The sequence below is a fragment of the Isoptericola sp. 178 genome (assembly GCF_030586525.1).
GTDB lineage: Bacteria > Actinomycetota > Actinomycetes > Actinomycetales > Cellulomonadaceae > Isoptericola > Isoptericola sediminis.
The window spans coordinates 414,227-434,170 of the sequence record NZ_JAUQYN010000002.1; the positions used below are offsets into that span (position 1 = coordinate 414,227).

Here is a 19,944-nt window from a genome sequence, read left to right on the forward strand (position 1 = left end):
GTGCGGGGGGGGGGGCGGGGGGGGGGCCGCGCGTGTGGGGGTGGGGGGGGGGGGGGGCGCCCCCCCCCCACGACGATGTCAGTCGGTGCCGGCCGACGGCGTGCCGCCGCCCTGGCCCTCGGCGGAACCGCTGCGGCGGCGACGCCGACGCCGGCGGCGCTGGCCGCCCTCGCCGTTCGCGTCCTGGCCCTGGGCAGGTCCCCCGGCGGGCTGCTCGGCACGCGGGCCGGCGTCGGAGCGGCGCTCCTGGCCGCCCGCGCGCTGCCCCTGGCCGCCGCGTCCGCCGCGGGAGCGACCGCCGCCACGGCTCTGGCCGCCCTGGCCGCCGCGGTCCTGGCCACCGGTGCGCTTGCCGGTCTCGCCCAGGTCCTCGAGCTCCTCGGCCTCCAGGCCGCCGAGCTTCTGGGCGCCCTTGGGCAGACGGCCCTTGGTGCCCTCGGGGATCCCGAGGTCCGTGAACAGGTGGGGCGAGGAGGAGTACGTCTCGACCGGCTCCGGGAAGCCGAGGTCGAGCGCCTTGTTGATGAGCTGCCAGCGCGGCACGTCGTCCCAGTCGACGAACGTGATCGCGGTGCCCTTGTTGCCGGCGCGACCCGTGCGGCCGATGCGGTGCAGGTAGGTGCGCTCGTCCTCGGGGCACTGGTAGTTGATCACGTGCGTGACGTCGGTGACGTCGATGCCGCGGGCGGCGACGTCGGTGGCCACGAGGACGTCGATGTTGCCGTGACGCAGCGCGCGCAGGGCCTGCTCGCGGGCGCCCTGGCCGAGGTCGCCGTGGATGGCACCCGCGGCGAACCCGCGCGAGCGCAGCTCGTCGGAGACCTTCGCGGCGGTGCGCTTCGTCCGCGTGAAGACGATCGTGCGGCCCCGGCCCTCGGCCTGCAGGATCCGGGCCAGCACCTCGACCTTGTCGAGCGCGTGGGCCCGGTAGACGACCTGGCGCGTGTTCTTGACGGTGGCGCCCTCGTCGTCCGGGTCGGCGGCCCGGATGTGCGTCGGCTGCTTCATGTACCGGCGGGCCATGGAGACCACGGGGCCGGGCATCGTGGCCGAGAACAGCATCGTGTGCCGCACCGCCGGCGTGCGCGCCAGGATCTTCTCGACGTCGGGCAGGAAGCCGAGGTCGAGCATCTCGTCGGCCTCGTCGAGCACGACCGTCGCGGCGCGGGACAGGTTGAGGTGGCCCTGGTTCATCAGGTCGACGATGCGGCCCGGGGTGCCCACGACGACCTCGACGCCGTTGTTCAGCGTCTCGATCTGCGGCTCGTAGGCGCGGCCGCCGTAGATCTGCACGATGCGGACGTCGCGGCCCCTGGACGCGGCCTCGAGGTCCTTGGCGACCTGGACGGCGAGCTCGCGCGTCGGGGCGACGACGATCGCCTGCGGCTTGCCCGGGGCGGGCAGCTCGTCGTACTCGGGCTCGCCCGGGGCGGCGACCCGGTGCAGCAGCGGCACGCCGAAGCCCAGGGTCTTGCCCGTGCCGGTCTTGGCCTGGCCGATGATGTCGTGCGCCTGCAGCGCGACCGGAAGGGTCATCGCCTGGATGGGGAACGGGTGGGTGATCCCGGCGTCGCGCAGGGCTGCGACGATCTCCTCGCGGACGCCGAAGTCGGCGAAGCTCACGTCCTGGGCCTGGATCGCGGCCGCGGTCGAGTAGTCGGGTTCTTCACTGGTGCCGGTCGCCGCGACGGCGTCCCCGGCGGTGGTGTCTGTGGTCACTGGTGCCTTCACATGTCGTCGGCGCGGCGGACCACACGGTCTGGCCGCGGATCGCACGCTGCGCCGGAGTGGTCGGCAGCCGATCGCGGAAGTACGTCGCGCGGTGTGCGCATCAGGTCAGCATCGAGACGACCGGGCAACCGAGGTACCCGGCCATGGTATCGGACACGTCGTGCCGCCGGGTGAGGCGTTCGACACGGGCACCTATCCTGGTCCGGTGAGCAGCCAGCGCCCTTCCGCCGTGCCCGCGTCCGTCGTCGACCTCGTGGGCTTCGCGGCCTACTCCGAGCTGGCCGAGTTCGGCCTGCTCGCCACCCGGTCCGTGGACGCCCCCGACCTGGACACCCGCCAGGCCCTGGCCGACGGGGCCGAGCGCGCGCTCGAGCGTGAACGGGCGATGCTCGCCGTCGTCGGCGGACCCCGTGCCGCGGTGATGGCGCCGTTCGCGGACACGCTGACCGAGTTCGACGCCCGCACGCGGACCGACGACTGGGCCGAGGGCCTGCTCAAGGGCGTCGTCGGTCACGGCGTCGCGCAGGACTTCTGCCGCACCCTGGCGGCGTCGATCGAGGATCCCGTCGGGCGCCGGCTGCGCGAGGTGCTGGACCGGCCGGTTCCCGGACCCGCCGCCGTGGCCGAGGCGGGCGCCGACGCCGAGGCGATCGAGGTGCTCGGCCGCCTCGGCGCCGCCGACGAGGTCCTGGCGTCCCGGCTGGCCCTGTGGGGTCGTCGGGTGGTCGGCGAGGCGCTGAACCTCGTGACCGTGCTCCTCGCGACGCACCCCGGCCTGGACGACCTCGCGAGCCGGGCGCCCGCAGCGCTCGGGGCCGACGTCGGCGACGGCGGGTCCCGCGCCTGGATCGTCGCGCGGCTCACCGCCGAGCACACGCGGCGCATGGACCGCCTGCAGCTCGCCGCCTAGCCGACGGGCGCACCCGGCGGGTCCGCGCGACGGCGGTGCGTGCCCGCGCCCGTCCCCCGCGCCGACCCGTCACGGCCGCGGGGGAGCGGCCCGGTGGCTCAGAGCGAGCCGAAGCCCACCGGACGCTGCTCGCCGGTGCCGATCTCGACGTAGCCGAGCACCGCGGCCGGCACGAGGATCTGGCGGCCCTTGGTGTCCTTGACCTCGAAGGGCTTGCCGCCCTCGAGCGCGGCGCGCACGGCCTCGGCGATCTCCTCGGGCTTCTGGTCGGTCTCCACCACCAGCTCGCGGTTCAGGTTCTGCACACCGATCGTGATCTCCACGTTGTCTCCTTCGCGATCGGCGTCGCGCCTGCGACGCCGGGTGGTTCTGGCTGACCTGATCCTATGCACGGCAGGGCCCTCGCGGTGGTGGCGTCCGCGCAGGGTGAACGGGGCCGGGGCTGTCGGTGGCGCGTGGTCGAATCGCCCCGTGACAGCCACCGCACCCGTCCGCACCCCGGTCCGCCTGGTCCCGCCGGCCCCCGCGCAGTCCGCCGGGGCCGGTGTCGTGCTGGACGAGACCCAGGAGGCGGCGGTCGCGGAGGCTCTCGCGGCGCCCGTCACTCTCGTCGTCGGCGCACCGGGCACGGGCAGGACGACCGTGGCGCGGGAGGTGGCGGTCCGCGCGATCCGCGGCGGCCTGGACCCGGCGCGGGTGCTGGTGCTCGCCGCGACCCGACGCTCCGCGGCCCGGCTCCGCGACGACGTCGCCGCCGGCGCGGGCCGCACGATCGGTGCGCCGATGGTGCGCACGGCGGCGTCGGCCGCCTTCTCCGTGCTGCGCACCCGCGCGGGTGCGCTCGGCGAGCCGCCTCCCACGCTCGTGTCGGGACCGGAGCAGGACCTCGTGCTCGCCGAGCTCCTGGAGGGCCGGCTCGCCGGTGACGGGGCTCCGCTGACGCTGCCCGACGGCCTCCCCGAGGAGTCGTTGGGGCTGCGCGGGCTGCGACAGGAGCTGCGTGACCTGCTGATGCGCGCGGCCGAGCGCGGGCTGACCCCCGCCGACCTCGCCGATCTCGGGCGCCGGCACGAGCGGCCCGAGTGGGAGCTGGGTGCGCGGCTGTACGAGGAGTACCTGGACGTCATGGCGCTACGGCTGGGCACGCCCGACGCGGGCGAGCGCTACGACCCCGCCGTCGTCGTCGACGAGGCCGCGCACGCGCTGTCCACCTGGACCGACGAGGTCCCGGGCACCCCGGTGCCCCGCTGGGACCTGGTCGTCGTCGACGACTACCAGGAGGCCACGGTGGCCACGGCGCGCCTGCTCGGGGTGCTGCACGGCGCCGGGGCCCGGCTCGTGCTCCTCGCCGACCCCGACACCGCCGTGCAGGGGTTCCGCGGGGCCGTCCCCGGCCTGGTCGGCCGGGCGGGTGCGCGGCCCGGCGAGGTCGGGGCCTTCGACGCCCGCACCGTCGTGCTCGGGACGGCGTGGCGTCAGCCCGCACGGCTGCGCGAGGTCACCCGCACGGTGACGTCCCGGGTGGCGACGGTCTCCGGGGCGCTGCACCGCGGCGCGGAACCCGGGCCGGACGCCGAGGACGACGCCGCCCGGGTCGACGTCGCCGTGCTCGCCGGAGCCGCCCAGGAGGCCGCGTACGTCGCCCGCGAGCTGCGCGCGGAGCACCTCTTGCACGGGACCCCCTGGGAGCGCATGGCGGTCGTGGCCCGCAGCGGCGACCGGCTCGCCTCGTTGCGGCGGGACCTGGTGGCCGCCTCGGTGCCGGTGGCCCTGCTCGGTTCCGACGTCCCGCTGCGTGACGAGCCCGCCGTGGTCCCGCTGCTCGCCGTCCTGCGGGCGTGCGCCGGCCCCGACGCCCTGGACCGCATGCTGGCCGAGGGTGCGGACGGACCGCCGCCGGTGCTCGACGCGGAGACCGCCGCCCTGCTGCTGACCTCGCCCGTCGGCGGCCTCGACGTGGTCTCCCTGCGGCGCCTCCGGCGCGCGCTGCGGGCCGAGGAGCTGTCCGGTGGCGGGGGACGGACCTCGGACACGTTGCTGGTCGAGGTGCTCGGCGACCCGGACCGGGCCGCCACCCTGCCGACCGGCGTCCGGCGCGGTGCGGTGGCCGTGGCCCGCGTGCTCGCCGCCGGCCGGGAGGCCGCCGCCGTCGAGGGCGCGACCGCGCAGACGGTGCTCTGGGCCGCGTGGGCCGCCACCGGACTCGCCGAGCGGTGGCGGGACCTGGCGCTCGCGGGCGGTCCCGCGGGCGTGCGCGCCGACCGGGACCTGGACGCCGTGCTGGCGCTGTTCCGCGCCGCCGAGACCTACGTCGAGCGGATGCCGGGGGCCCCCGTCGGCGCGTTCGTGGACTACCTCGCCTCCCAGGACCTGCCCGCCGACTCCCTCGCCGCCGCCGCCACGGGCACCCGGTCGGTCGAGGCGCTGACCCCCGCCGGTGCCGCCGGACGGGAGTGGGACGTCGTCGTGGTCGCCGGTGTCCAGGACGGGGTGTGGCCGGACCTGCGGCTGCGCGACTCCCTGCTGGGGTCGCAGGCGCTGGTGGAGCTGCTCGCGGGCCGGGCCGTCGACGGCCACGGCGTCGGCAAGGAGGCGAGGTCGCAGGTGCTCGCCGACGAGCTGCGGGCCTTCGCCGTGGCCACGTCGCGCGCGCGGCGTCGGCTCCTCGTCACGGCCGTCGAGGACGCCGAGGACAGCCCGTCGGTCTTCTGCGACCTCGTCTCGCCGCGGGGGGACGACGGCGAGGGCCCGGACCCCCGCCGCGTGGCCGTCGGCCCGCCGCTCGACCTGCGCGGGATCGTCGCGGCCGCTCGCGCCGAGCTCGTCCGCGCGGTCACGGGCCGGCTCGCCGCCGACGGGGATCAGGACGACGCCGACGATGTCGACGACGCGGCCGACGCGGCCGCCGCGCTGCTGGCCCGGTTGGCCGAGGCAGGGATCGCGGAGGCCGACCCGCGCACGTGGTACGGCGTCGCCCACGCCTCCAGCGACGCCGCCCTGTGGGGACCGGAGGACGAGGTGACGGTGTCGCCGTCCAAGGTGGACACGGTCGACGCGTGCGCGCTGCGCTGGGCGTTCGAGTCCGCCGGCGGCACGGCCCCCGACGCCACGCACCAGAGCCTGGGCACGCTCGTGCACAGCATCGCCGAGGAGCACCCCGCGGCACCCCTGACGACGCTGCGCGCCGAGCTCGACCGTCGCTGGCCCGAGCTGGCGCTGCCCGAGGGGTGGCCGGCGCGGCAGCTGCGGCAGCGCGCCGAGGAGATGGTCGAACGTCTCGCGGCGTACACCGCCGAGCACGGCGCGCCGCTCCTGGTCGAGCCCGCGTTCGACCTCACGGTCGGCCGCGCCCGTCTGCGGGGCAAGATCGACCGGGTAGAACCCGGCGACGGCGACGGGGTCGTCGTCGCCGACCTCAAGACGGGCCGCTCCGTGCCGCCGCAGGCGAAGGCCGCCGAGAACCCCCAGCTCGGCGCCTACCAGCTCGCCGTCGACGCCGGCGCGCTGGACCTGCCGGAGGGCACCCGCAGCGCGGGGGCGCGGCTCGTCCACGTCGCCACCGGCGCCCGTGGCGCCACCCTGCGCACCCAGTCGGCGCTGGACGTGGGGGACGACGGCTCGAGCTGGGCACGGGCTCTCGTCGAGCAGGCGGCCGACACCATGGCGGCCTCGGCGTTCACCGCTCGTGAGAACGACCTGTGCACCGTGTGCCCGGTGCGCCGCAGCTGCCCCGTGCAGGCCGAGGGACGGAGCGTGATCTCGTGACGACGCCGGACGCCGGGCGGTCCCGGCGCGACGAGGAGACGCTGCTCGACGACGGCGCCTGGGCGGCGCTCGGCGGGTCCCACCGCAGCGCGGAGCTCGGGTACCCCGCGCTGGAGACCCCGGACGAACCCGTCGACGAGGAGGCCCGGCCACGGCTGTCCGCGCGGGACATCGCCGAGCTCCTGGGACGTCCCGTCCCGACCGACGAGCAGGTGGCCGTCATCGAGGCGCCCCTGGAACCCGTGCTGGTCGTCGCCGGCGCCGGCTCCGGCAAGACGGAGACGATGGCCGCCCGGGTCGTGTGGCTCCTGGCGAACGAGCTCGTCGAGCCCGAGGAGGTCCTCGGTCTGACCTTCACCCGCAAGGCCGCCGGGGAGCTGGCGGCGCGCGTGCAGTCGCGGCTGGCCCAGCTCGCCCGGGCCCGGGACCGCGGCGCGTCGGACCTGGACCTGCTGGCCCGGCCGACCGTCGCCACCTACAACGCCTATGCGGCCTCCCTGGTCGGCGACCACGGGTTGCGGCTCGGCGTCGAGCCCGGCTCGCGGCTGCTCGGCGAGGCGAACCAGTGGCAGCTCGCGGCCGAGGTCGTCGAGTCCTGGGACGCCGACCTGGGCACCGACAAGGCCGTCAGCACCGTCGTCGGTGCCGTGCTGTCCCTCTCGGGGGCGCTCGGCGAGCACCTGCGGGGCGTCGACGAGGCCCGTGCGGCGTTGGAGGACATCGTCGAGCGGCTGGAGAACCTGCCGCTGGGGCCGAAGCAGAAGCAGCGGACCCGTGAGGTGGAGAAGCTGATCGGCTCGGTGGCCGAGCGCGCCCGCCTGCTCGACCTCGTGGCCGAGTACCGGCGTCGCAAGCGCAACACCGACTCCCTCGACTTCGGGGACCAGGTGGCCTTCGCCGCCGAGCTCGCCCGCACGGTGCCGGCCGTGGGCGCGGCCGAACGGGCCCGCTACCGCGTCGTGCTGCTCGACGAGTACCAGGACACCTCGCACGCGCAGGTCGAGCTGCTCGCGGGCCTCTTCGGCGGCGGGCACGCGGTCACCGCGGTCGGCGACCCGCACCAGTCCATCTACGGCTGGCGCGGGGCCTCGGCCTCGGGTCTGGCGCGGTTCCCCGACCGCTTCCGTCACGCCGACGGCGGCGCGGCGGCGGTGCGTTACCTCAGCACCTCCTGGCGCAACGACGACGCCGTCCTGCAGGCCGCCAACGTGGCGTCCCGCCCGCTGCGCGACGACACCGGCGCAGCGGTCCGGGTGCCCCCGCTGGACCTGCGACCCGGCGCCGGCCCGGGTGCCGTCAGCGCGCACGTGGCCGCCACCCTGGAGGACGAGGCCGAGGCGGTCGCGGACTTCGTCGGTGCCCGGTGGCGCCGGGCGACGCGTCCCGACGCGTCGGACCGTGTGACCGCCGCCGTGCTGTGCCGGGCGCGGTCGCAGTTCCCCGCCCTGGAGACGGCACTGCGTCGACGGGGGCTGCCGGTCGAGGTGGTCGGCCTGGGCGGGCTGCTCAGCACGCCCGAGGTCGTCGACGTCGTCGCGCTGCTCGAAGCGGTCCACGACCCCTCGCGGGGCGACTCCCTGCTGCGGCTGCTCACCGGTCCCCGCGTCAACCTCGGGGCCGCCGACCTGCACGCCCTGGGGTCCTGGGCGGCGGACCTCGCGCGCCGTGACGCCCCGCGCACCCACCGGGCCGGCCCCGACGACGGGGACGACCCGGCGGTCGTGGAGGGCGACGTCGTCGACCACCGCTCGATCGTGGACGCGCTCGACGACCTGCCCGACGTCGGCCGGGCCGCCCGTGACGGTCGTGTCCTCACCCCGGAGGGTCATGCCCGCCTGGCCGCGCTGTCCCGGCTGCTGCGGGAGCTGCGGTCGCTGACCTACCTCTCGCTGCCCGAGCTCGTCGTGGTCGCCGAACGCGCCCTCGGGCTGGACGTGGAGGTCGCGACCGCGGAGGTCGTCGTCGACCGCCTCGTCGCCGCCGGCGGGGCGACCGCCGCCGAGGGGGTCAGCCGACGCGGGCGCGAGCACCTGGACGCCTTCCGCGACGTCGCCGCCGGGTTCTCCCAGTCCGCCGACGTCGCGACGCTCGGGGCCTTCCTGGCCTGGCTCGGCGTGGCCGGCACGCAGGAGCGCGGCCTGGACATGCCGGTGCGCGAACCCGACCCGGACGCCGTCCAGATCATCACCGCGCACGCCGCCAAGGGGCTCGAGTGGGACGTGGTGGCCGTGCCCGGACTGGTCGACGGTGTCTTCCCCACCACGGCCGAGAGCGCCAAGGGCCGCACCGACTCCGGCTGGCTGACCGGTCTCGGTGAGCTGCCGTACCCGCTGCGCGGTGACGCTGCAGACCTGCCGGAGCTGCCCCTGCACGAGGTCACCGACACCAAGGACCTGATCGCGCGCCGCGACGCGTTCGCGCTCGACTGCGGTGCCCACCAGCTCCGTGAGGAACGGCGGCTGGCCTACGTGGCCTTCACGCGGGCCCGGCACGAGCTCTTCTGCGCCGCCCACTGGTGGGGGACCGGGGCCCGGCCGCGCCGGATCTCCCCGTTCCTGGCCGAGCTGGCCGAGTCGGGGCTCGTCGACCCCACCGGCTGGGAGGCGTTGCCGGGCGCGACCGACCACAACCCGCGTGACGACGCCGAACGGACGGGTGTGTGGCCCGCGCCCGACATGTCCGGCGGCTCCGCGCCGCCCGACGGGCACGACGCCGCGGCCGGCGACGGGGCCGCCCGGCAGCCCGCGCCCCGCGACGTGCTGCGCGCGACGGCGGCGCGGGTCGCCGACGCCTCCCGGCAGGGCGCCACGCCCCGGGACGGCGCGCTGCGCGACGCCACGGGCCACGACCTCGTCGAGCTCTCGCGGATCCTGCTCGCCGAGCGGTCCGAGCGCGACGGGCCCACGGTCGAGATGCCCGCGCACGTCTCCGCCTCGGGCCTGGTGCGGCTGTCCCGCGACCGCGGGGAGTTCGCCCGGCAGCTGCGCCGGCCCGTCCCGTCCGAACCCACCGTGCACGCACGCCGCGGGACGCTGTTCCACGCCTGGGTGGAGCAGTTCTACTCGAAGGCCTCGCTGATGGACGTCGACGACCTGCCCGGTGCCGACGAGCCCGACGCCGCCACCGACCTGGCGCTCGACGAGCTCCGCCGACGGTTCGAGGAGACGCCGTGGGCCGCGCGGACCCCGATCGCGGTGGAGCAGGACGTGGAGACGCCGATCGCCGGGGTCATGGTGCGGTCGCGCATGGACGCCGTCTTCGTCGACCCTGACGCCCCGCCCGCCGCGGACGGCGAGCCGCCCGCCGTCGTCGTCGTCGACTGGAAGACGGGCCGGGAACCGCGGGACCCGGCCGACCGCGCCCAGCGCGAGGTCCAGCTCGCCGCCTACCGGCTCGCCTGGTCCCGCTGGACGGGGCTGCCCGTGGAGAAGGTCAGCGCCGCGTTCGTCTACGTGACGTCCGGCACGACGGTGCGGCCCGCCGAGCTGCTCGACGAGGACGGGCTGGAGGCACTGGTCCGCGGGTCCTAGGAGGCACCCGGGGTCGTCGCCGGGGGTCTCGTCGCCGTCCTGGTCGCCCGAAGCGTGGGGCGAGTCCGGTCAGGCGGTTCCCTCGCCGCGTGCGGGTGCGGCGCCGCTGCGTGCGGGTCCCTCGTGCCTCGGGCCCCACGCTCCGCTCCACCTCCGCCTCACGCGGGGGTGTCCTCGCGGGTGGCCTCGTCGAGGTCGGCGAGCATCGACTCGGCGTCCGCGACGACGTCGGGGTAGCCGCGGCGCACGCCGTGCATCAGCCATCGCGCCAGCGCCAGCTCGCCGACGAGCAGCGCCCGGTCGACGAGACGGGGATCGGTGAGCTCGGTGCGACGCAGCCGGTACGCCTCCATGATCGCGTCGACGCAGTCCGGTGGCGCGGCCGCGAGCAGCCACGCCAGGTCGTCGGCCGGGTCCGCCACCCGGGCCTCGGACCACCCGCTGATGCTGTTCACGCGGCGGCCCGACGCCAGCACCTGGTCCGGGGCGAGGTCGCCGTGCACGACGACCGGCTGGAAGCGCCACAGGCTGATGTCCTCGAGCGCGGCCTCCCACCGGCGCAGCAGCCGGGTGGGCACCCGGCGGGTCGCGGCCGCCTCGTCCAGCTCGACCAGACGCCGCTCGCGGTACTCCGCGGCCGAGTAGCAGGGCAGCCCGCACGCCTCGACCACCGCGGTGGGCAGCTCGTGCACCGCGGCGAGCGTGCGACCCAGGTCGGCGGCCAGACCCGGCCCGGGGCGCAGCGAGGCCACGTCCAACGGGCTGCCGCTCAGGCGACGGTGGACGACGGCGCGGCCGCCCTCGGGCAGCAGGGCCGACCCCGCGACCCGGGGGACCGTGAAGGGCAGCACACCTGCCTCGACGTAGAGGTGCAGGGACTCCAGGAGCTCGATCTCGGCCTCCATCGCCGCACCGGCGAGCGTCGTCGACGGTGCACGCACCAGCCACTCCGTCCCGTCACCGGTCGTGACGATCGCGACGTCGTAGTCGCCGGGGACGTCCTCGGGGTGCACGGACCACGCGTCGAGGCCGGGGACGGCGGCCGTCGCGAGCGCGGCGAGAGCGAGTGGACTACGGGGCACAGTGCCACCGTAGTGCGCCCCGAGGGCGCAGCACGGGTGCGCCCTCGGGCGTGTCCTGGCGTACGGTCGCAGGCGTGAACCCCCTGGAGCTGCCGTTCTCGCGCACCCGGCACGACCGTGCCGCGCACCGCCGCACGGAGACCGGTCTCATGGACAGGCTGCGGCGGGAGTCCACGACCCGCGCCCTGGTGCTGCACCGCAAGCGCCTCGCCGTCGTCGGCGCCGACGCGCCGCGAGCGGCCCTGCTCGCGCCCGCCGGGCTGCCCGAGGGCACCTGGGTGTACCTGGGCGAGGACGACGGGTCGACGTACGTGGCGCTGCTGCTGCCCGACGACGTCGAGGACCCGCCACCCCCGGCGGGTGCCGACGGCTGGGCGGGGCTGCGCGAGCTGACCGCCGGGCAGGCCGAGGCGCTCGCCGCGGACGAGGACTCGACGGTGCTGGTGCACGGGCTCTCGGTGGAGGCGGTGGCCCTGGCGGGCTGGCACGGCACCCATCAGCGCTGCGGCCGGTGCGGGACGCCGACCGTCGTCGTGCAGGGTGGCTGGGCACGGCACTGCCCGGTGGACGAGCGCGAGACCTACCCGCGCACCGACCCGGCCGTGATCATGGCCGTCGTCGACGACGCCGACCGGCTGCTGCTCGGGCACGCCGCGACGTGGCCCGAGGGCCGGTTCTCCACCCTGGCCGGGTTCGTCGAGGCGGGCGAGGCGCTCGAGGACACGGTGCGCCGGGAGGTCGCCGAGGAGTCCGGCGTCGTCGTCGGGACGGCGCCCGGCGACGTCGTGTACCGCGGTTCCCAGGCCTGGCCGTTCCCGGCCTCGCTCATGCTCGGGTTCCGGGCACGGGCCGTCGCCACCGAGGTGCGCACCGACGACGAGGAGGTCACGGACGCACGCTGGTTCGCCCGGGCCGAGCTGCACGACGCGGCCGCCGCCGGGGAGATCTCGCTGCCCGGACGGCACTCGATCGCACGGGCGCTGATCGAGGAGTGGTACGGCGCGGAGCTGCCGGGCGCCTGGTGACCCGGCAGCGTCCGACCGCCGTCAGGACAGGGCGGCCCGGACGTCGGCGAGCGACGGGTTGGTCGCCGCGGAACCGTCGGGGTAGACCACCGTTGGCACGGTCTGGTTGCCGCCGTTGACCTGCTCGACGTAGGCGGCCGTCTCGGGGTGCTCCTCGATGTCGATGACGGTGTAGCCGATGCCCTCGGAGTCGAGCTGCGTGCGCAGCCTCCGGCAGTAGCCGCACCACGGCGTCGAGTACATGGTGATCGTGCCGGGTGCGGGCAGCGTCGGGGCGACGGTCATCGGGGTCCTCCTGGGGAGACGTGGGGTCGGTGTCGGCACCGGCTGCGACAATCGCAGACGATGTCCCCCACGACCAACTCACCGGGCGCCCTGCTTCATCCCGACGCGATCCTGGACGCTCTCGACCCCGAGCAGCGTGACGTCGCGCTCGCGCTGACGGGCCCGGTCTGCGTGCTCGCCGGCGCGGGGACGGGCAAGACGCGGGCGATCACCCACCGCATCGCGTACGGGGTGCGCACCGGGGCCTACCCGCCGACGTCGGTGCTCGCGGTGACCTTCACCGCGCGGGCCGCGGGGGAGATGCGCACCCGGCTGCGGGATCTCGGGGCGCACGGGGTGCAGGCCCGCACCTTCCACGCGGCGGCCCTGCGCCAGCTCGGCTACTTCTGGCCCCGCATCGTCGGCGGTGCGCCGCCGCAGATCCTGGAGCACAAGGCGCCGGCCGTGGCCGAGGCCGCGCGCCGCATCGGGGCGAGCGTGGACCGCGTCGCCGTGCGGGACCTGTCCAGCGAGGTCGAGTGGTCCAAGGTGTCCCTCGTCACGGCCGAGGACTACGTGCGGGCCGCGGCGGCCGACGACCGTCCGCCGCCGTCCGGCTACGACCACCAGACGGTGGCGCGGCTCATCAGCGCCTACGAGGACGTCAAGACCGAGCGGGGCGTCATCGACTTCGAGGACGTCCTGCTGATGCTCGCCGACATGCTCGGCTCCCACCCGCACGTGGCCGACCAGGTCCGTTCGCAGTACCGCCACTTCGTCGTCGACGAGTTCCAGGACGTCTCGCCGCTGCAGCACTTCCTGCTGAACCAGTGGCTGGGCAACCGGCGCGAGCTGTGCGTGGTGGGCGACCCGTCGCAGACCATCTACTCGTTCACCGGGGCCACGCCGCACTACCTGCTCGACTTCACGCGCACCTACCGCGACGCCCAGGTGGTCCGTCTCGTGCGCGACTACCGGTCCACCCCGCAGGTGGTCTCCCTGGCCAACGACCTGCTGCGCCGGGGCCGCGTGACCGGGGCGCTCGAACTGGTGGCGCAGCGGCCCTCCGGACCGGCGGTGTCCTTCACCACCCACGACGACGACGAGGCGGAGGCGGCCGGCATCGCCGCCCGGGCGGCGCGGCTCATCGCCTCGGGGGTGCGTCCCAGCGAGATCGCCGTGCTCTACCGCACCAACGCGCAGTCGGCCTCCTTCGAGTCGGCGCTGTCCGAGGCGGGCGTCAGCTACCAGGTGCGTGGCGGCGAGCGGTTCTTCACCCGCAAGGACGTGCGGGACGCGATCGTGCTGCTGCGCGGTGCGGCGCGGTCCGCCGACCCGGACCAGCCGATGCCCGAGCAGGTCCGCGACGTGCTCGTCAGCGCCGGGTGGTCCGCGGAGCCGCCGCACGCCCGGGGAGCCGCCCGGGAGCGGTGGGAGGCGATGCAGGCCCTCGTGGCGCTCGCGGACGACCTGGCGGCCGCCGCGCCCGAGGACGCGCCGGCGACGTTGCCGATGCTGGTCGACGAGCTGGCCGAGCGTGCGGCCTCCCAGCACGCCCCGACGGTCGAGGGCGTCACGCTCGCCTCGCTGCACTCCGCCAAGGGGCTGGAGTGGGACGCGGTGTTCCTGGCGGGCATGAGCGAGGGGCTCATGCCGATCTCCCTGGCCGAGACCGACGACGGCGTCGCGGAGGAGCGCCGCCTGCTGTACGTGGGCATCACGCGGGCGCGCGAGCACCTGGAGATCTCCTACGCCCGGTCGCGCAACCCCGGCGGCCGGGCGACCCGCAAGCGCACCCGGTTCCTCGACGGGATGTGGCCGGACGACGGTCGGGGTCGTCGTGGTGGCTCGCGCGGTCCGCGCGGGCAGGCGCGGTCCCAGCTCTCCGGCGAGGCCGACCTCGCGCTGTTCGACGCGCTGCGGGAGTGGCGCCTGACCGTCGCCCGGGAGGTCGACAAGCCCGCCTTCACGATCCTCGGGGACGCGACCCTCGCCGCGATCGCCGAGCTGCGTCCGTCCTCGACGGCCGAGCTGGCGCGGATCAACGGCATCGGCCCGGCGAAGATCGACCGGTACGGAGCCACCCTGCTGGCGCTCGTCCAGGGGGCTCCCGGTCGCCCGTGAGAAGGCGCCGGACGGGGCGCACCGAGATTCCCGAAGAAGTTCTGGAAAAAAGATGTGGCGAGTCAGCGACCGAGGTCTATGCTCGTGGAGACCGAGTTCGTTGCGGTGACCGCCGAGAGGTGGGAACCCGAGACCAGTGAGGAGGTGGGCACGAGATGGACAAGATGACGCGATTCATCGGCGACAACGGCATCGCGACGGGGGAGAAGTATGCCTTCATCCACTTCGTTCCGTCGGCCCGTCTCCGCACGTCCGGCGGCGGAGCAGGCATCGCTCTCGTCGCTCTCGCACCCGGCTCCGCACCCTGGAGACATCCGGTCCACTGACCGGTCCAGGCCGCGGAGTCCACGGGACCCGCGGCCTTCGTCATTCCTGACCGGGAGATCGGCCTCCACGGCCGGACGAACCGGCCCCTCCGACACACGGGGGGACCACCCGTAGGTCCTGAACACTGACGTTCACACCACACCCAGGACCTGACGGAGGAACATCGTGCGTCTCGCACAGCTGTTGGACGAGCGGCTGGTCGATGCGACCCCCGCCGGCGGCAGCCGCCCGTGGACCCCCCACCAACCCGTGACCCAGGACCCCGCCGAGGTCGCTGCGTTGGACCGGCAGTTCGCCGAGCTGCTGCCGTGCCGGAGCAACGACCCCGAGCTCTGGTTCGCCGAGCACACCGTCGACGTCGAGCGGGCCAAGGCCCTGTGCCGGTCGTGCCCGCTCCAGGCCGGCTGCCTCGCGGGCGCGCTCGACCGGAGCGAGCCCTGGGGCGTCTGGGGCGGCGAGGTCTTCGTCGACGGCGTCGTCGTGGCCCGCAAGCGGGGCCGCGGGCGGCCCCGCAAGAGCGAGCAGGCGGCCTGAGCCGTGCTCGCCGTCGCCCCGCGAGGCGGTGCACCACGACCGGTGCACCGCCTCGTCGGCTACCCGGACCGGTCCGCCGCCGGCGGAGGTGCGGTCCCGGTGCAGCCGCACGCCGGGTGCGGCGGCATCGCGCGGACCCGGGGAAGCGGGTCCGGCAGGCTGATCTCGAGCACGGCGTCGGCCGCGGCGGGCCGGGCGCCGTCGAGGTGCGCGAGCACCTGACCCGCCGCGACGGCCGCCCCGGTCGTGGCGAGGACGGTCTCCTGTCCGGCGTCGCCGGGCCGTGCGGCGAGCTGGGCGACCAGCCGGGGCCAGTCCGGGTCGGCGTCCACCTCGTGGTGGTAGCGGCAGGCGGTGCACGCCGTCGTACCGGGTCGTACGAACGGCCCGACCTCGATGCCGGCCTCGCCCGCGACCAGCGGCAGGTGGGCGAGGCCGTGGCTCATCAGCCGGGCGAACGCCTCCGGCGGGTCCGTCCCGCCGCAGACGACGACCACGTCGGGCGGTGCCTCGTCACGCCACGTCGACCCGAACCGGGTGCGGGGGTGCCGGGCCGCCAGGACCGACTGCAGGCGGGCGGCGCGGCGGTGGCCGACGTCGGCCTCCCGGTAGAGGCCCAGGCCCAGGTCCGTGAGCTGCACCGGACGGTCGTCGTCGAGCATCACGGCACCCAGTCCGGCGGACGCCAGATGGGCGGCGGTCAGCGCCCCCAGCCGGCCGAGCCCCAGGACCGCCACCTGCCGACGGGCGCGCTTGGTCAACGTGCGCAGCCCGTCGCCGTCGGGTCGGAGCGCGGCGAGCGTCGGGGCGTCCGCCGCGCCGCCGGCGGTCGCCAGGACGGTGCCCGGGGGAGCGGCGGTCGGGACGAGGAAACCGCCCGCGGTCAGTGCGGCGACGATCTGCGCCCGGCGTTCCGGCGCCACCCGGTGCCGTGCGGCACCGTGCTCCAGGTCGTCGTGCCGAGAGGTCGCGGCCTCGCGGAGCCAGGCCCGTTCCCCGTCCGACAGCCCGCAGACGACGAGCGACCAACGGGTGTCGGACCCGAGCTGGAGCCGGTCGGGCCCGCGGTCCAGGACCGGCACTCCCCGCCGCAGACGGAGCGCGCGCGTCGCGGGACCGGCGTCGGTGACGGGCATGTACCCAACCTCGCACGGCTTTCGTCCGTGTCGTGCGGGTCGTCCACAGTGCTGTGGACAGGTCCGGGATGGGCGTATTTCGTGTGTCCTGGCACACAGTCTTGACGATCTCCCGGTATTCTCATGAGGTGACCCCGGACACGTTGGCGTCCGTCGAGGTCCGACGGAGCCGCCGTCGGACCGCTACGGTGAGCGCTTTTCGCGACGGTGACCGCACCGTCGTGGCGATCCCTGCGCGGTTCTCCCAGGCGCAGGAGCGCGAGTGGGTCGCCAAGATGGTGGCCCGGCTGGAGGACAAGGAGCGTCGGCGCCGACCCTCCGACGACGAGCTGGTCGAACGCGCCCGGGACCTCTCGGTCAAGTATCTGGACGGCCTCGCCCGCCCCACGAGCGTGCGCTGGGTGAGCAACCAGGAGCGCCGTTGGGGGTCGTGCACGGTCGGGGACGGATCCATCCGCCTGTCGACCCGCCTGCAGGGCATGCCGGAGTGGGTCATCGACTACGTGCTGCTGCACGAGCTGGCCCACCTGCTGCACGCCGGGCACGGCCCTGACTTCTGGCGCCTGCTGGAGACCTACCCCCGGACCGAGCGGGCGCGCGGGTTCCTCGAGGGCGTCTCGTTCTCCGGGGGCGGCGCGCCCGCCGACGACGCCGACTCCGGGTCGTCGGCCGGCTGAACCGCTCCACCGCCGGTCAGTCCGTCCGGCGGTCCTCGGCGTCCTGGTCGTCGGGCGACGGCTCGTCGCCGTCCGGGCCGGACTCGCCCAGGATCTGCGCCAGCGCCGCGTCGACGTCCGAGTGCTCCTCGTCCTGCGCGCGCCGACGGTCGAGGTAGCCCGTGGGGTCGTCGAGGTCCTCGGGGCCCGGGAGCAGGTCCGGGTGGTCCCACACGGCGTCGCGGGCCTCCGGGCCGCCGGTGGAGACGAGGTGGGCGAACAGCGCGGCGGCGTCCCGGGACCGTCGCGGGCGCAGCTCGAGGCCGACCAGCGACTTGAACGTGTGCTCCGCGGGGCCGCCGGCGGCACGACGGCGCCGGATCATCTCGCGCAGCGGCACCGAGTGCGGCAGGTGGGCCAGCGACGCGGTCGCGGCGACCTCCGAGACCCAGCCCTCGACGAGCGCCAGGGCCGTCTCCAGCCGCAGCAGCGTCGCCTCCTGCTCCTCGGTCGTGTGCAGACCGAAGACGTCCCCGGACAGGGCCCCGCGCAGGGCCTCCTGGTCGGACAGGTCGATGCCGCGCACCTGCTCCTCGAGGGCGTCGAGGTCGATGGTGATGCCCCGGGCGTACCGCTCCACGAGACCGTGCAGGTGGCTGCGGAGCCACGGGACGTGCACGAACAGCCGGGCGTGCGCGGCCTCGCGCAGGGCCAGGTAGAGCTGCACCTCGTCGTACGGGGTGTCGAGCCCCTCGGCGAACCTGGCCACGTTCGTGGGCAGCAGCACGGTGGCGTGGTCCTCGAGCAGGGGGATGCCCACGTCGGTGGCGCCGAAGACCTCGCGCGAGAGCGTGCCGGCGGCCTGGCCGACCTGCATGCCGTAGACCGCGGACCCGAGGCCGCGCATCATCGTCGCCGGGTCCAGGTCACCCAGCCCGCCGCCGGGGAACACCGGCATGCCGGGCAGCCCCAGCGCTCCGGCTCCCTCGTCGCCGAGCTGGTCGCGCAGCACCGTGGCCAGCGCGTCGGCGACGGAGGACGCGACGGGGGCGACGAGCCGCTGCCAGGCCGGCAGCGTCGCCTCGACCCACTCGCTCCGGCTCCAGGCGTGGGTCGCGCCGCCCGACGGCGGCAGGTCCGTGACGGCGTCGAGCCACAGCTCGGCGACGCGCAGGGCCTCGGTGGCGGACTTCGCCTGGCCGCCGGTCAGGGACGGGTCGCCCTCGGCGACCGCGACCTGGCGGGCCAGGTCGTGCGCCACCTCGGTGTTCACCGGCCCCTCGGAGGAGGTGAACATGCGCTGCAGCTGGCTCATCAGACGCTGCATGGTCGCCGGGTCCGGTGCCGCTCCGCCCATCAGCGCGGCGGGGTCGAGGCCCTGCGCCCGCATCTGGCTCAGCACCTCGTCGGTCCGGTCGCCGAAGATGCCGCGCAGCGCGTCCCGCAGCATCTCCTCGCGGGCGTCGGGGTCGTCGGGCAGGTCGCTCATGGGTGTCCTCGGCTCCTTCCGCGTGCGGCGTCCGCCGCACGTTCACGGTATCCGGGTCCGACGTCGACGGAGCGGCCGGGGTTCCCCCTTTCGCTCACGGCGCACTGCGCGCATCGGCGATGATGGGGCCGTGAGCTTCGAGGACCGCAGTCATCAGCCGTACGAGAGCTACGGGCAGGCGCTCGCCCCTCTCGACGTGCCCCGTGCCCGTGAGGGAGCGCCGCGACGCCGGATGAGCCCGCGGTCGACGACGCTCGTCGTCTCGCTGCTGATCACCGCCGTCCTGGCGGCCGTGCTCATGGTCTCGCCCGCCCCGTACGCGATCCGCACGCCCGGGCCCACCGAGGACACGCTCGGCACCCAGGAGGCCGCCGAGGGGCAGAGCGCGACGGCGGTACCCCTCATCGAGATCTCGGGTGCGGACACCTACCCGGCCTCGGGGGAGCTCCGCCTGACCACCGTCTCCGTGTTCGGCGGGCCGGGCGGCGACGTGCTGTTCGGCGACGTGCTGTGGGGCTGGACCGCTCCGGAACGGTCCGTGCAGCCCGTCGAGTCGATCTTCCCGGAGCCCATCACCTCCGAGGAGCAGCAGGAGCAGGGCCAGGCCCAGATGCTCAGCTCGCAGGAGTCGGCGACGGTGGCGGCGCTGACCGAGCTGGGCTACGAGGTCCCGACCACGATGACCGTGGTCACCGCGGCCGAGGACACGGGCGCCGAGGGGGTCGTCGAGGAGGGCGACGTCATCGTCTCGCTCGACGGCGAGCCGCTCGCCACCTACCCGGAGCTGCTGGCCGCGCTCGACGGCGTCACGCCCGGCGACGACGTCGTGCTCGGGGTCGAGCGGGACGGCGAGCCGACCGACCTGACGGTCACCACGGGCCAGGGCGACGGTCGCGCCCTGCTCGGCGTGCTCATCGACCCGGTCTACGACTTCCCCGTGGACGTCACGATCCAGATCGAGGACATCGGCGGCCCGAGCGCGGGGACGATGTTCGCGCTAGGGATCGTCGACCTGCTGACGCCGGAGGACGAGCTCGGCGGTGTCGTGGTGGCGGGTACGGGCACGATGGACGTCGACGGTCGCGTCGGCCCGATCGGCGGGATCGAGCAGAAGATGTACGGCGCGCTGCGCGACGGGGCCACCTGGTTCCTCGCGCCGTCGGACAACTGCCCGCAGGTGGTCGGCCACGTGCCGGACGGCCTGGACGTCGTGTCCGTCGGCACCCTCGCCGAGGCTCGCGACGCCATGGAGGCCATCGGCGCCGGTGAGACGTCCGACCTGCCGAGCTGTGAGGCCGAGGCCGGCGACGCCTGAGGGGCTTGCCACCGGGCGGGGTGATCGTGACCGACTCGTGAGCGGCGTGAACCCCT

14 protein-coding genes are annotated in these 19,944 nt (G+C 75.5%); 8 read left to right on the forward strand and 6 right to left on the reverse strand.

Annotated elements, in window-relative coordinates; all coding sequences use genetic code 11:
* Positions 1-78: 78 nt before the first annotated feature.
* Complete coding sequence (locus tag Q6349_RS06475) at positions 79-1,719, reverse strand: DEAD/DEAH box helicase (RefSeq protein ID WP_369810828.1); 1,641 nt, start codon at positions 1,717-1,719, stop codon at positions 79-81.
* A 217-nt stretch (positions 1,720-1,936) separates the two neighbouring features.
* Between Q6349_RS06475 and Q6349_RS06480 the strand changes: the two genes are divergently transcribed.
* Positions 1,937-2,641 carry a ferritin-like fold-containing protein gene (locus tag Q6349_RS06480; protein WP_304603383.1) on the forward strand — a complete coding sequence of 235 codons (705 nt, stop codon included), beginning with the start codon at positions 1,937-1,939 and terminating at the stop codon, positions 2,639-2,641.
* Between the two features lie 98 nt (positions 2,642-2,739).
* Here Q6349_RS06480 and Q6349_RS06485 read toward each other — a convergent pair whose 3' ends face one another.
* Positions 2,740-2,964, reverse strand: coding sequence for a DUF3107 domain-containing protein (locus Q6349_RS06485; RefSeq protein WP_304603384.1), 225 nt, complete (start codon positions 2,962-2,964; stop codon positions 2,740-2,742).
* A gap of 148 nt (positions 2,965-3,112) precedes the next feature.
* On the opposite strand from Q6349_RS06485, the gene Q6349_RS06490 reads away from it, so the two are divergent.
* Positions 3,113-6,406 carry an ATP-dependent DNA helicase gene (locus Q6349_RS06490; protein WP_304603385.1) on the forward strand — a complete coding sequence of 1,098 codons (3,294 nt, stop codon included), beginning with the start codon at positions 3,113-3,115 and terminating at the stop codon, positions 6,404-6,406.
* On the forward strand, positions 6,403-9,936 hold the full coding sequence (locus Q6349_RS06495; RefSeq protein ID WP_370375602.1) for an ATP-dependent helicase: 3,534 nt from the start codon (positions 6,403-6,405) through the stop codon (positions 9,934-9,936). Before Q6349_RS06490 ends, Q6349_RS06495 begins: the two co-directional genes overlap by 4 nt.
* A 158-nt stretch (positions 9,937-10,094) precedes the next feature.
* Here Q6349_RS06495 and Q6349_RS06500 read toward each other — a convergent pair whose 3' ends face one another.
* Positions 10,095-11,018: a macrolide 2'-phosphotransferase gene (locus Q6349_RS06500; RefSeq protein WP_171247328.1), complete on the reverse strand. Its 924-nt coding sequence runs from the start codon at positions 11,016-11,018 to the stop codon at positions 10,095-10,097.
* 74 nt (positions 11,019-11,092) lie between these two features.
* On the opposite strand from Q6349_RS06500, the gene nudC reads away from it, so the two are divergent.
* On the forward strand, positions 11,093-12,043 hold the full coding sequence (gene nudC, locus Q6349_RS06505; protein ID WP_304603386.1) for an NAD(+) diphosphatase: 951 nt from the start codon (positions 11,093-11,095) through the stop codon (positions 12,041-12,043).
* Positions 12,044-12,064: 21 nt separating this feature from the next.
* Here the strand turns inward: nudC and Q6349_RS06510 are convergent, their stop codons facing one another.
* Positions 12,065-12,328, reverse strand: a complete 264-nt coding sequence (locus Q6349_RS06510; protein WP_171247326.1) for a mycoredoxin — start codon at positions 12,326-12,328, stop codon at positions 12,065-12,067.
* Positions 12,329-12,388: 60 nt separating this feature from the next.
* Between Q6349_RS06510 and Q6349_RS06515 the strand changes: the two genes are divergently transcribed.
* Positions 12,389-14,431, forward strand: coding sequence for an ATP-dependent helicase (locus Q6349_RS06515; RefSeq protein WP_304603387.1), 2,043 nt, complete (start codon positions 12,389-12,391; stop codon positions 14,429-14,431).
* Between the two features lie 576 nt (positions 14,432-15,007).
* Positions 15,008-15,292 (forward strand): WhiB family transcriptional regulator, encoded by a 285-nt coding sequence (locus Q6349_RS06520; RefSeq protein WP_304603792.1) that lies wholly within the window; start codon positions 15,008-15,010, stop codon positions 15,290-15,292.
* Positions 15,293-15,351: 59 nt separating this feature from the next.
* Here the strand turns inward: Q6349_RS06520 and Q6349_RS06525 are convergent, their stop codons facing one another.
* The gene (locus Q6349_RS06525) at positions 15,352-16,428 is read right to left on the reverse strand and encodes a ThiF family adenylyltransferase (protein WP_304603388.1); all 1,077 of its coding nucleotides are present in this window, start codon (positions 16,426-16,428) and stop codon (positions 15,352-15,354) included.
* Positions 16,429-16,616: 188 nt separating this feature from the next.
* Here Q6349_RS06525 and Q6349_RS06530 point away from each other — a divergent pair, with 188 nt between their 5' ends.
* The gene (locus Q6349_RS06530) at positions 16,617-17,105 is read left to right on the forward strand and encodes a M48 family metallopeptidase (RefSeq protein WP_343035763.1); all 489 of its coding nucleotides are present in this window, start codon (positions 16,617-16,619) and stop codon (positions 17,103-17,105) included.
* A 16-nt stretch (positions 17,106-17,121) separates the two neighbouring features.
* Here the strand turns inward: Q6349_RS06530 and Q6349_RS06535 are convergent, their stop codons facing one another.
* Entirely contained in the window at positions 17,122-18,573 is a 1,452-nt protein-coding gene (locus Q6349_RS06535; RefSeq protein ID WP_304603390.1) for a zinc-dependent metalloprotease, read from the reverse strand.
* Between the two features lie 130 nt (positions 18,574-18,703).
* Between Q6349_RS06535 and Q6349_RS06540 the strand changes: the two genes are divergently transcribed.
* Entirely contained in the window at positions 18,704-19,888 is a 1,185-nt protein-coding gene (locus Q6349_RS06540) for a PDZ domain-containing protein (RefSeq protein ID WP_370375603.1), read from the forward strand.
* Positions 19,889-19,944: the final 56 nt, after the last annotated feature.

Bases quoted from the DNA above. Each gene is read 5' to 3' on its own strand.
- Q6349_RS06510 (WP_171247326.1), bottom strand. From the start codon at position 12,328: ATGACCGTCGCCCCGACGCTGCCCGCACCCGGCACGATCACCATGTAC.
- Q6349_RS06515 (WP_304603387.1), top strand. From the start codon at position 12,389: ATGTCCCCCACGACCAACTCACCGGGCGCCCTGCTTCATCCCGACGCG.
- Q6349_RS06525 (WP_304603388.1), bottom strand. From the start codon at position 16,428: ATGCCCGTCACCGACGCCGGTCCCGCGACGCGCGCGCTCCGTCTGCGG.
- Q6349_RS06535 (WP_304603390.1), bottom strand. From the start codon at position 18,573: ATGAGCGACCTGCCCGACGACCCCGACGCCCGCGAGGAGATGCTGCGG.